Source organism: Streptomyces sp. CC0208 (assembly GCF_003443735.1).
GTDB lineage: Bacteria > Actinomycetota > Actinomycetes > Streptomycetales > Streptomycetaceae > Streptomyces > Streptomyces sviceus.
Window position 1 is genome coordinate 3,358,030 of record NZ_CP031969.1, and the last position, 12,323, is coordinate 3,370,352.

General features: G+C 67.8%; 8 protein-coding genes. 3 read left to right on the plus strand and 5 right to left on the minus strand.

Translation table 11 applies throughout. The features are described 5' to 3' along the window. Positions 1-39 precede the first annotated feature (39 nt). The gene (locus D1369_RS15155) at positions 40-1,437 is read left to right on the plus strand and encodes an FAD-dependent oxidoreductase (RefSeq protein WP_037903610.1); all 1,398 of its coding nucleotides are present in this window, start codon (positions 40-42) and stop codon (positions 1,435-1,437) included. A gap of 49 nt (positions 1,438-1,486) precedes the next feature. Here D1369_RS15155 and D1369_RS15160 read toward each other — a convergent pair whose 3' ends face one another. After that, positions 1,487-3,067, minus strand: coding sequence for a methylmalonyl-CoA mutase family protein (locus tag D1369_RS15160; RefSeq protein ID WP_037901234.1), 1,581 nt, complete (start codon positions 3,065-3,067; stop codon positions 1,487-1,489). Positions 3,068-3,187: 120 nt separating this feature from the next. Between D1369_RS15160 and D1369_RS15165 the strand changes: the two genes are divergently transcribed. Beyond that, the gene (locus D1369_RS15165; RefSeq protein WP_037901233.1) at positions 3,188-4,012 is read left to right on the plus strand and encodes a L,D-transpeptidase family protein; all 825 of its coding nucleotides are present in this window, start codon (positions 3,188-3,190) and stop codon (positions 4,010-4,012) included. Positions 4,013-4,234: 222 nt separating this feature from the next. Here the strand turns inward: D1369_RS15165 and D1369_RS42710 are convergent, their stop codons facing one another. Both D1369_RS42710 and D1369_RS15180 read right to left on the minus strand, forming a co-directional pair. Continuing rightward, entirely contained in the window at positions 4,235-5,308 is a 1,074-nt protein-coding gene (locus D1369_RS42710) for a hypothetical protein (protein WP_037901231.1), read from the minus strand. After that, the gene (locus D1369_RS15180; protein WP_007384259.1) at positions 5,308-5,970 is read right to left on the minus strand and encodes an RNA polymerase sigma factor; all 663 of its coding nucleotides are present in this window, start codon (positions 5,968-5,970) and stop codon (positions 5,308-5,310) included. The genes D1369_RS42710 and D1369_RS15180 overlap by 1 nt, the downstream gene beginning before the upstream one ends. A 909-nt stretch (positions 5,971-6,879) precedes the next feature. Here D1369_RS15180 and D1369_RS15185 point away from each other — a divergent pair. Further along, the gene (locus D1369_RS15185) at positions 6,880-7,698 is read left to right on the plus strand and encodes an AfsR/SARP family transcriptional regulator (RefSeq protein ID WP_007384258.1); all 819 of its coding nucleotides are present in this window, start codon (positions 6,880-6,882) and stop codon (positions 7,696-7,698) included. Here D1369_RS15185 and D1369_RS15190 read toward each other — a convergent pair. Beyond that, positions 7,695-11,051, minus strand: coding sequence for a BTAD domain-containing putative transcriptional regulator (locus D1369_RS15190; protein WP_007384257.1), 3,357 nt, complete (start codon positions 11,049-11,051; stop codon positions 7,695-7,697). The genes D1369_RS15185 and D1369_RS15190 overlap by 4 nt on opposite strands. Before the next feature lie 46 nt (positions 11,052-11,097). Beyond that, on the minus strand, positions 11,098-12,318 hold the full coding sequence (locus D1369_RS15195; protein WP_007384256.1) for a hypothetical protein: 1,221 nt from the start codon (positions 12,316-12,318) through the stop codon (positions 11,098-11,100). Positions 12,319-12,323 lie beyond the last annotated feature (5 nt).

The window sequence follows — 12,323 nt, forward strand, 5'->3', positions numbered from 1 at the left end:
TCGGAGTCGATGGCACTTAACACCGTTAAGGAGATGGGTGTGAACACGGACGTACTGATCGTCGGCGCGGGCCCCACCGGCCTCGCCCTCGGCATCGACCTCGCCCGGCGAGGCGTGGACGCGCTGGTCGTGGAGAAGGCCCACCGGCTGTTCCCGGGCTCACGCGGCAAGGGCCTCCAGCCGCGCACCATGGAGGTCTTCGACGACTTCGGCGTGCTCGACGCGATCCTCGCGATCGGCGGGCCCTATCCGGTCGGCATGGTCTGGCAGGACGGCGAGCGGGTCGGCGAGCACCGGATGTTCGACCCGGCCGAGCCGACGGAGGACTCCCCGTACAACGCGCCCTGGATGGTCCCCCAGTGGCGCACCCAGAAGGTGTTGTCCGCACGGCTGGAGGAGCTGGGCGGGCGGGTGTCCTTCGGCCGGGAGGCCGTCGGCCTTGAGCAGGACGCGGAAGGGGTGACCGTGCGTTTCGCGGCGGGCGAGGACGTCCGCGCCCGGTACGTGGTCGCCGCCGACGGCGGGCGCTCGGCCGTCCGCCGCGCGCTGGGCATCGGCATGACCGGGGAGACGGTGGACCCCCACCCGCTGCTCGTCGCGGACGTCCGCGTCACCGGCCTCGACCGGGACAACTGGCACATCTTCCCGCCCCGCGGGGAGGACGCCGGCTATCTCTCAATCTGCCCGCTCGCCGGCACGGAGGACTTCCAGGTCGTGGCCCAGTTCCCGGAGGGCACGCGGGTGGACCTGTCCCTGGACGCCGTCCGCGAGGTCGTCGCGGCCCGCTCGCACCTCGCCCCCGAGGCGGTGACGGAGCTCCGCTGGGCCTCCGACTTCCGGCCCCGCGCGGCCCTCGCGGACAGCTTCCGCTCCGGCCGGGTCTTCCTCGCCGGGGACGCGGCCCACGTCCACTCCCCCGCGGGCGGCCAGGGCCTGAACACCAGCGTCCAGGACGCGTACAACCTGGGCTGGAAGCTGGGAGCGGTGCTTCGCGCCGGGGCCCCGGCCGCCCTCCTGGACACCTACGAGGAGGAACGCCGTCCCATCGCCGCGCAGATGCTCGGCCTCTCGACGGGCGTGCACCGGGGAGAGGTCCGGCGGGGCGACGCGACCCGCCAACTGGCCCTGGGTTACCGGGAGTCGTCCCTGTCGGCGGAGACCCGCACGGCACCGAGCGGGCTCCGCGCCGGCGACCGCGCCCCCGACGGCAGGCTGGCCGGCGTCCGCCTCTTCGACGCGTTCCGGGGCCCGCACTGGACGCTGGTGGCGGTGGGCGTCGAGGCACCGCCGCTGCCGGAGTCGGTGCGGGTGGTCACGGGTGACGAGCAGCCGTCGTACGGAAAGGGGCTGTTCCTGGTGCGTCCCGACGGTTACGTCGGCTGGGCCGGTGACCAGGCGGACGGGCTCATGGACCGTCTGGGCCGGTTCGGCGCGTGAGGGCGGTCAGCCGTCGAGGAGCGTGTCCACCGACGACCGATCGCCCGGCTCAGAAGGCATCCGAGGGCACGTACGTCCCCCAGACCTCGCGCAGCGCGTTGCACACCTCCCCCACCGTCGCCCGGGCCTTCAGCGCGTCCTTCATCGGGTACAGGACGTTGTCCTCGCTCTCGGCCGCCTTCTTGAGGGCGGCGAGGGCCGCGTCCACCGCGGACCGGTCGCGTCCGGCGCGGAGCCTCGCGAGGCGTTCGGCCTGCTGGGCCTCGATGGCGGGGTCGACGCGGAGCGGCTCGTACGGCTCCTCCTCGTCGAGCTGGAAGCGGTTGACGCCCACGACCACCCGTTCGGCGGAGTCGGTCTCCTGGGCGATCCGGTAGGCGTTGCGCTCGATCTGGTTCTTCTGGAAGCCGTGCTCGATGGCGGCGACCGCGCCACCGAGGTCCTCGACCTTCCGCATCAGGTCCAGCGCGGCCGCCTCGACGTCGTCGGTCATCTTCTCGACGACGTACGAGCCGGCGAACGGGTCCACGGTCGCGGTCACGTCGGTCTCGTAGGCCAGCACCTGCTGGGTGCGCAGCGCCAGCCGCGCCGACTTGTCCGTCGGCAGCGCGATCGCCTCGTCGAAGGAGTTGGTGTGCAGCGACTGCGTGCCGCCGAGGACCGCCGCCAGGCCCTGGACGGCGACCCGGACCAGGTTCACCTCCGGCTGCTGGGCCGTCAGCTGCACCCCGGCCGTCTGCGTGTGGAAGCGCAGCATCAGCGACTTCGGGTTCCGCGCGCCGAACTCGTCCCGCATCACCCGCGCCCAGATCCTGCGCGCCGCACGGAACTTGGCCACCTCCTCCAGGATCGTCGTCCGCGCCACGAAGAAGAACGACAGCCGTGGGGCGAAGTCGTCGACGTCCATGCCGGCCGCGACCGCCGTGCGCACGTACTCGATGCCGTCGGCGAGGGTGAAGGCGATCTCCTGCGCGGGCGAGGCACCCGCCTCCGCCATGTGGTAGCCGGAGATCGAGATCGTGTTCCACCTCGGGATCTCGGCCCTGCAGTACTGGAAGATGTCCGCGGTCAGCCGCAGCGAGGGCTTGGGCGGGAAGATGTACGTCCCGCGCGCGATGTACTCCTTCAGCACGTCGTTCTGGACCGTGCCGGTCAGCCGGTCGGCGCCGACCCCCTGCTCCTCGGCGACCAGTTGGTACATCAGGAGCAGCAGGGCGGCCGGCGCGTTGATCGTCATCGACGTGGACACCTGGTCCAGCGGAATCCCGTCGAACAGCACCCGCATGTCGTCGACCGAGTCGACGGCGACCCCGACCTTGCCGACCTCGCCGTGCGCGATCGGGGCGTCGGAGTCGTGGCCCATCTGGGTGGGCAGGTCGAAGGCGACCGACAGTCCGGTCGTGCCGTGGGCGATCAGCTGCCGGTAGCGGGCGTTGGACTCCGTCGCGGTGCCGAAACCGGCGTACTGGCGCATGGTCCAGGGGCGGCCCGTGTACATCGACGGGTACACGCCCCGCGTGAAGGGGTACCCGCCCGGTGCGCCGAGCTTCTCGGCCGGGTCCCAGCCCTCCAGGGCCTCGGGACCGTAGACGGGTTCGATGGGCAGTCCGGACTCCGACTCACGCGTCATGCCCACCACCGTATTGCGGTCTCGGGCGAAGCGCCGCCGGTCGTTCGCGACCGGCCGTCCGGGGGGAGACATCAGGGGACGCCGGTGAGACGACAGGGGGTCCGGATGCGTAGTACGGGCATGGGGAGAGCGTTCGCCGCGCTGCTGGTCCTGGGGCTGGCCTGCGGCTGTACGGTGCGGACCGCCGACGGGGACGGCAAGCGGCGTCTGCCGGTGCGGATCGAGGTCCCGCAGCACAGCACACCACCGGCCGGCGACGACCCGAAGCCGAGTGCGACGCCGTCCACGTCCACGTCCGGTGCGGCCCCCGCGCCCGCCGTGCTGTGGTCGAGAGGCGACTCCGGGCGGGACGTACGGGAGTTGCAGGCCCGGCTGCGCCAGGTCGCGTGGCTCTACGACGGGCCGACCGGGTCGTACGACGATCTCACCGAGCGGGCGGTGAAGGGGTTCCAGGGCAAGCGCGGGCTGCCGAGGACCGGGAGGACCGACACGGTCACCTGGAAGCGGCTGAAGGCCATGACGCACGAGCCGGGCAAGTGGGAGCTCTATCTGATGGGCGGCCAGCCGGCCGACGCGCCGGACCCGCGCTGTCTGACCGGGCGGGTGCTGTGCATCAGCAAGACGAGCCGGACCCTGCGCTGGATGATCGACGGGCGGACGGTCATGACCGTGTCGGTCCGCTTCGGCTCGGTGGGCACACCGACCCGTGAGGGCGTGTTCAGCGTCTACTGGAAGTCAAGGCACCATGTGTCGACGCTCTACGACTCCCCGATGCCGTACGCCATGTTCTTCAGTGGCGGCCAGGCGGTGCACTACTCGGCAGACTTCGCCGCCAACGGATACGCGGGCGGCTCGCACGGCTGCGTCAACGTCCGGGACGAGACGGCGATCGCGGACCTGTTCGCTCAGGTGCGCAACGGCGACAAGGTCGTCGTCCACTGGTGAGGTGCGCGAGGAGGAGTCAGGGGCGCGGACGGGACCGGGGGAACGTGTCCCGCCCGCGCCAGGTGCACGAGCCGTAGGTACGGGGGGAACCCCGGCTCTGTGCGACGGCCGATGACCAGTCGGCTCACTCAGTACTGCGCTCCGGCCTCCGAAAACGTCACACCCACCGCGAACGAAACCGCGACGGGTGGGAAAAATGCAGGTCAATGACGTGGTGCGCAGTCAGAGTGCGCTGCACGACGGGCTCGGATCCGGATCCGGTGACATCGTTGCCCCGGTCGTGGCGAGCGGGGCGTCCGAGGTGGTGCCGCCGTCGGGGGCGTGGTGGTTCTCGCGGGGGGACGTGAACTGGTTGTGGTGGTGACCGTGTCCGTCGCCCCGGCCATGCCCGTCGCCGTGGCCGCCCTTGTCGTTGTCCTCGTGGTCGCCCTTGCCGTCGCCCTTGCCGTCGCCCTTGCCGTCGCCCTTGCGATCGCCCTTTCGGTCGTCGGGGGCGGACTCGGTGTCGCGGGTGCCGCTGCCGGACAGGACACCCTTGCAGTACTTCCAGACCTGTGAGGTGCCGCCCGCCGCGCCCTCCAGCGAGCGCTCGCGGGTCGAGTCGAGCTTCTTTCCGGCGCGCACGTCCCGGCAGGCCGAGGCTGCTCCGTTCCAGTCGCGGCGGGGCCGTACGCCCAGCCCTTCGGAACCCTTGTCGGGGGCCGCTCCGGTGTCGCCGCGCGCTGTGTCCCGGGAGCCGGCCCCACCGGAGGGGGAGCCCCCGGGCGAGGGCACGACGTGAGGGGGCGAGACCGAGGGCGAGTCGCGCGGGCCGTCCGGGGTGGCGGCGGCCGACACCGTCGCCGCGGGTTCCGGTTCGCCGTCCCCTTGGTTCGGCAGGACTCCGATTCCGGCCACGACAGCCACTCCGCCCACCATCCCGGCCGCCAGTACGGCGGCCAGTCCGAGGTGCGCGGAACGCCGCCTGCGGGGACGGCCGGCCCCCGTGTCCGGGGCGCCGATCCGCACGAGACCGGCGTCGGCGGAACCGGTTCCGGTCCGGTGCCGGTCCCGGGCCGGCGGGCTCACCCAGTCGTCCGAACGCTCCGCGCGCACCTTGCGGAACACGGCCAGCGCGGCCTCCTCACCGGGGAGTTCGCCGCTGGTCGGGGCAGGTTCGACGGTCAGCGCGTCCAGCGTTTTCGCGAGCCGCTCGGCCTGGTCGCGGGCGGCCTCGTCGACAGCTTCCAGTGACTCTCCGCGCAGCAACCGCTCCGCTGTCTCGAGGTCCAGCCACCTGTAGCTCTCGTCGGCCATCACATGTCCTTCTGCGTCCGCGGACGCATATGCGTCACACTCGCGGACGTCACCGCACTGTCCTGCGGTTCTCGCTGCGGCGGCAGGGCATCGAGCGCGCCGGCAGATTCCGGATCCTCGCCGAGGAGCTCGGCGAGCCGTTTCAGACCGCGGTGCGCGGCCGTCCGTACCGCGCCGGGACGCTTGCCGAGGGTCTCGGCGGCGGTCTTGGCGTCCAGGCCGACCACCACGCGCAGCACCACGGCCTCGGCCTGATCCTGGGGCAGCCGGGCGATGAGCGAGAGGGTGGTGTCGGTGGCCAGCGCCTCGATGGCCTCGCCCGCGGTGTCCGACTCGGCGGGCTTCCCGGACAACTCGGTCTCGTCGCCGCCGATGGCGGGGCGGCGGCCGCGCATCCGGATGTGGTCGAGGGCGCGGTTGCGGGCTATACGGGCGGCCCAGCCGCGGAAACGGTCCGCGTCCCCGTCGAAACGGTCCAGGTCACGGGCTATCTGGAGCCAGGCCTCGGAGGCCACATCCTCGGCGTCCGGATCACCGACCAGCGTCCGGACGTATCCGAGCAGCCGCGGGTGCACCGCGCGGTACACAGTCCGGAACGCGGTCTCGTCCCCGTCCTGTGCCGCAAGCACCGCGGCAGTCAACTCCGCGTCGTCCCCCAGCACCCGTGAATCCTCAATACGTGGTCGCGATCGATGGTCGCCGCTTCGAGCCGTCGAGGGGTTGTGGTGATCGTTCGAGAGTCGCGTTGATCATTCAACTTCCGCGCCCGGCGCGAAAGGCACGTTACGACCTGAAACCGCTGCTCGTCCATGTCCGTACAAAATGCAACTACCTCGTGATCCGGAGCCGGTCCGGCGGGGTGTGACAGAAACCGCACTCATGACGCTGAAGAAAGTACGGGCCGCCGCGCGGCCCGTGCCGCGCGACGGCCGGGGCCTCTCCTGTGGGGGGTGGCGGCCCCGGCCGTCTCCGCGGTTTCCCGGGCTCCGCCCGGACGTCACTCGGCAGATCAGGCTCCTGCCCACGCGAGCCCGCCTGCGGCGCAAGGACCCCAGGGCGCGACCAGGCACCTGCACACGACGCGATCGAAGCCCTCGTCCTGCCGGAAGGCCGACTCCTCCCGGTCCGGTCGGCGCAGGCAGACGACGAGCGCCACGGTTGATCCCGGAGTCGATCACTTGGTCGGCAGACGGTTCCTGGCCGGCGAAAGACTTCGGAAAGTTCGCCCGGCCAGGCTGGTGGCTCTCAGCGGCCTGCTCCCAGGCCTTCGACGACGAGTCAGGAGAACCACGTGACCAGTTCACTCCTCGCCGCAGCCCAGCGGGCGGTTGGTCGACTGCTTCCCCGCACGGCGGCCGCAGCGGCGTGCAACCCGGACTGTTGGTACGAAACCCGAAGCGGCTACCCCTACTACTGCTGCTACACCCCTGGGTGCGAAGGCCGCTGTCAGCTGTGCACGTGGTGCAGAGGGTAAAGCGCTACGGCCTCCCCCGAGCATGATCCGTGCGGATTCCGAACACCTGCACAGCACAGTGGTGGCATGAACCGTACGAACACCGACGGGGGCCTGTGTGAACATTCAACTTCTCGGCTGTGTCGAACTGCATGCCGCGGACCGGAAGCTGGTTTCGATCTCTCCAGCGGTAGGTCTTCTGCTGGCGGCATTGGCCTGGTCGCCGAACATCTTCGTAAGTGACCAGGACGTCATCGACCGCATCTGGGAAGCCAGGCCCCCGCTCCATCCCCGGAACGCGCTGTACACGCTGGCTACCCGCCTCCGGAAGGCTCTTCACACCACCAATGCGGAACATGGCTCGTGTGAGGTGGTCAGGCGGCAGAGCGGGTATGTCCTGGCAGTCGAGGACGAGACCGTCGACACGTACCGCTTCCGTGCGCTGGCGCGGAAGGCAAGAAGTCTCGCTTTCCGCGGGGAGCAGGAAGCGGCCCTTGACCTCTACGAAGAGGCAGTGGCCCAGTGGCACGGCGATCCCCTCTGCGGGATAGACGCCACATGGGCAGAGGCTGCACGTGCGACGCTTCGCCACGAATGGCGTTCAGTCCTGCTGACCAGCGCGGAGTTGGGATTGCGCCTCAACCGCCACAACGACTACCTCCCTCAGCTTCACGATCTGGTCGCGCTGCACCCCCACGACGAGAGAGCAGTCGGCCTGTTGATGCTGGCGCTCTACCAGAGCGGACGAGTGGACGAGGCACTGCTGTGCTTCCAGACCATACGGGGCAAGCTGATCGATGCACTGGGCGACGAACCTGGCCCTGAACTGCGTGCCCTGCACGAACGGATCCTGCTCAGGAACCAGCACACCCCCTCTGGTCCGCCTCGCTTGGACACACTGATCCAAGAGCCCACAGGAACGCTGTCCATCGTCTAGTCGAAGTGACGAGCCAGAAAGATCTCAAGCCGCAGGTGTGCATCTTCCGGAACTTCCGCTTGCTGCCGTCGCCTCGTACCGATCGGTTCCTCCACAGCCATCGGGACGCGCCAGGAGTCAGCCACCCGCTGCATATGAGGAACGCCAATCTGTTCAAAAAGAGACTGAGCAGCGCTCTGCTCCTCCTCGGCGCGCCCGTGCTCCCCGGAGGCCGAAAGGGCGGCAGCCATAGCCATCAAGGCACGGGCGTGCAGAAGCCTTTGACCTGACCTACTCGCAAGATCGGCGGCCTCGGTAGCAGCGGCCAGGGCCATTACGTTCTCGCCCTTGCACAGCAATGCCAGTGCTGCTGCAGTGCGAATGCGTGGCAGTGTCAGAGGGTTGCCGGACTCGGCCATCTCGGAGGCCCTATCCAACTGCGCTATCGCTTCATCGTATCGCTCGCGAGCACAGTTGAGCACACCGCTCAAGCAAAGGATCTCGATAAGACCCGTGTGGTAACCCGTCTGCTCAGCCATTTCCCGGGCGGTGCCGAGGCGAGTGACCGCCTCATGCGTAAATCCCGCCCGGGCTTTCACAGAGGCAAGACCCATCAGGGAGTCGACCTGGCAATTACGATTTCCGACACGCTCTGCCAGAGTGATCGCATCCTCAAACGCTTGGATCGCTCTGGCACCCTGCCCAGCATCGTCACGCACCCGGCCCAGCGCTTCCAGCGCCACAGCCTCCGCATAGACCGAGCCCGCGTTCTGTGCGGCGACCATGGAAGCGCGCAAGGCTACGACGGCCTCGTCGAACCTTGCCTGCTTCTGCCGCACGAGCCCCAGATTGACCAGGCACATGGCATGAGTGTGATCTCCCGCTTGACTGAGGAGCGACAGGCCCTCGACCGCGGCGTCCTCGGCGTCGGCAAGTTGTCCGAGGGCGAGATACAAGGATGCCATGTTGATCAGCATGGTTCTCACGCTTTTCACTCGGCCAAGACGTCGGTAAATAGCGAGCGACTTCTTGTAATAGGGTGGCGCCTCATGCGGCTGACCCAGAAGTTTAAGAGTGACCCCCCTTCCCTGAAGGCTCACAGCCTCGCCAAAAAGCCATCCGGCTCGGCGAGCCAGTCGCTCACAGTTCCCATACTCCCGCAAAGCGCCCTTGAAGTCTCCCTCTCGCCATCGAGCATGTCCGAGGGCGAGGCCCATTGCGGCCTGGCCGATATAGTCTCCTCCGCGCTCAGCGCCCTTTCGAGCCAACGAAGCGAGCCGTACCCAGTCAGACAAGGGGCGCCTGTGATGGAAGAGATCCTGCAAGGCATCCACGAGCTGCCATGCGAAACGATACGGTCCGTGTTCCGCGGCGTATCCGATTGCTACCGCAATGCCATCCCATTCACTATCGAACCAGGAAATCGCTTCATCTGATGCACGGAACTCCTGTGGCGCCGCCCCTTCCACTGCTTCCGGACGGACATGAGGAACGTAATACTTACATGCCTCGGCGGCACTGATAGCGCTTTGAAGGTAGTGGTCAAGGATGCGCTCAACAGCTGCCCGCCGGTCCGACTCGTTGTCTTCCTTGAGCGCGCGCTCCCTGGCGTACTCGTGCACGAGGTCATGCCACGTGGCACGGCCACGGTCGGTATCTCGCAAGAGATGCACCTGCTGAGCGCGACGCAACAGGTCCTCTACACGTGCCTCATCCAGCAATGCGCCGGCGGCAACGGCAGCGACCGAGCGACCGGTTCCCGGCATGAGACCAAGAGACCGGAACACCCGGCTTGCCTCATCGGACAACGTGGCGTACGACAAATCGAGCGCGGCCCTGACAGCCACACTTTCCTCCCCCTCGACGTGCAGCCGCGCCAGCCGTCCGCGCTCCGCCAGCTCATCGACGTACGAACTGATACTGCCGGGCCTGCCACCTATCCAGGAGCCGGCCACACACAAAGCCAGGGGGAGATGGTCACAGAGCGAAATCAGGCGGTTGGCCGCCTCTGGATCTGCAGCGACCACTTCCGAGCCCACCGAATTGCCCAACAGCTTAAGGGCTGCGCCAGGCGTCAGAACATCGCACATGAGCCTGTGTGCGCTGTCCATGGTTACGAGGCCACTCAGCTTGTGCCGACTGGTGACCAGCGTCAGGGATCCACCCGCGGTGGGCAGCAGGCGTCGCACGAGAGCCGCGTCCGCGACGTCGTCGAGGACGACGAGTACCCGGCGTTCCGCCAGCAGCGTGCGATACAGGGCGGTTTGCGCCTCCAGACCCACAGGCACATCACGGGGAGCGATGCCAAGCCCCTGCAGGAGAAGGGGGAGCGCTTCCTCCACCGTCATCGGCTCGCCGTCGTCGAACCCGCGCATGTCCAAGAAGAGTTGGCCATCGGGAAAGCCACGGGCGACCTGATGCGACCAATGCAGAGCGAGCGCGGTCTTCCCGACTCCTGCGGGTCCCACAATCAGGAGGATGTCCTCCCCGCCACGCCACCAGGCATCCAACTGGCGGACATCCGTGCCGCGTCCGACGAAGAAGCGGGGTGCGCGTGGGAGTTGGTGCGGAACTCGCGTGTCACGAGGGGAGTGCTCACGCGTGGCCGCATTCCGGGTAGTGGCGATCGAGTCGACACCGGCGAGGAGTCTTTGGTGGAGGGCACTCAGCTCGCTGGAGGGTTCGACGCCGAGTTCCCTCGACAACCGGCCGCGCAACGCCAGATACACCTCGAGCGCCTCGGAAGTACGACCGTCACGTTGCAGAGCTCGCATCAACAGGGCATGTGGATGTTCCCGGAGCGGGTACTCAGCGGAGAGACGGACCAGCTCGGCGATGGCCGCGCCATACCGACCGAGTTCCAGATCCGCCTGCGCTCTGCCCTCCAGAGCCGCTCCGTGCAGTTCGACGAGGCGCCGACGCTCCGCCTCCGCGCTGGTCGACAGATCCGGAAAAGGGTCGCCCCGCCACAGGGAAGCCGCATCGTCATAACAGTGGTACGCCTCCGCCCAGGCACCGCGCGCGACCGACTGTGCTCCGTCCTTGATCAGACTCTCGAACACGTATATGTCAATGTCAGCCGGCGCCACCCTCATCGCGTAGCCCGACTTCTCGGTCACCAGGAGGTCGCGCCCCGCCACTCCGAAGGCGCGGCGGATCTCTGCGACAAGGGCCCGTACTCGCCCAGCGGACGAACCGCGAGAACGATCACCCAGCAACCCCTGGACCAGACGATCGACGGACACGCTTCGGTTGGCACTCACCAACAACAAGGAGCACAGGGCACGCTGCCGCCCGGTCAGCGCGATCTCCAGTCCGTCCAGCCGTATCTCCAGCGGCCCGAGTAACCGGAACCGAGGTTGCCAGATGTTCACCAGCAGAAGCTAGACCACGACCAAACGGAACGCAACGAAAGATCACTTACGCTCGTCCGAACGGTCCCCTCCACCTGCGCACCAGCGCGAGGGTCCGTCCCCCGTGACGTTTCCACCACAAACGCACCCACAAGCATTGCAGTCCGCACAGAAGAAGAACCGTCACCAGTGCATCAAGGCGTGCCCAGGGATCTGCGTCCCCCACCATGCGCACGAGGGACCGCCGGAACAGCGGCCAGGAGACGTCCGTCAGAATCCTCAGACCAATGAACACGCAGACCCCGGACGCCAGCAGGGTCCCCACGGTGTAGGCCTTGAGGAATCGCCCTTCCGGTTTCGACATTGAAGCAAGAGGGTGGCGGTCGGGGCGGCTCCCCCACATGCGCGCCGCCAGATACCGAACATAACGGCCCGCATCACCGTAGAGGTTGCGACAGCCAGTCAGATCCTGAATCACGAAGTAGACGTCGGTGCGCATGAAGACCAGACACTGGTTCGCCAACGCGGTCACCAGAGTCAGGATGATCACGGAAAGCAGCGGCTTGTTGACGCCCAGTCCACGAAGCGCTAGACAAATGCCGCATATAAAACCATCCAGAGCAATTCCAGAGAGATATACCGTCAGACGCTGCCTTCGGCTCCTGAGCCAGATTCCTGACACCTCGGTCTGTGCTACCAGGAACTGAAGACGGGTTCCGAGACGGATCCGTCCAGGTACACCGGCGGCGCGAGCCGTCACCAGGTGTGCCAACTCATGAAGAGCGATGAGGCAGGCCGCGACAACAACTTGCACCAGCACGGTGAAGGTGCCGTAGTCGGCCCACAAAAGTTCGTCCCAGGTCGGCAGCACCTTCGGATCTGAGGCTACGAGCAGCAGTGCGCAGACGGGCACCAACAGAACGAAGGCATGCACAGCGGAACTCATGGCCCAGCGAACGTGACGCGAGCACAGCCAAGGAAACGAGACAACAGGCGGAGGGGCCGCGAACTCCCGGTCACCGATCGACGCCACAAGCCCAGCCGCCGCCAGCTGCTCGACGAAGGCCCGGACGTCGACGTCACGACCAGTGCTCGCGCGCAAGCCGCTTCTGGCCTCCTCGACTGTCTTTCCCTCGGACAGGAGCCTGACGGCGGCCATACCGATGTCCGGCAGGACAATCACCTGGTCATTGCCTTGCCGTCCCACGATCCATTCGCCCCGGTCCTGGCGGAACTCAAGTGCGTGGAGTGAGACATGAAGTCCGTGATCCCCCGTCGACGACGTCATTATTG

What these genes read in the sequence shown, in the direction of transcription:
- D1369_RS15160 (WP_037901234.1), bottom strand. Translation starts at nt 3,067, where the DNA reads ATGACGCGTGAGTCGGAGTCCGGACTGCCCATCGAACCCGTCTACGGT.
- D1369_RS15165 (WP_037901233.1), top strand. Translation starts at nt 3,188, where the DNA reads ATGGGGAGAGCGTTCGCCGCGCTGCTGGTCCTGGGGCTGGCCTGCGGC.
- D1369_RS15195 (WP_007384256.1), bottom strand. Translation starts at nt 12,318, where the DNA reads ATGACGTCGTCGACGGGGGATCACGGACTTCATGTCTCACTCCACGCA.
- D1369_RS42710 (WP_037901231.1), bottom strand. Translation starts at nt 5,308, where the DNA reads ATGGCCGACGAGAGCTACAGGTGGCTGGACCTCGAGACAGCGGAGCGG.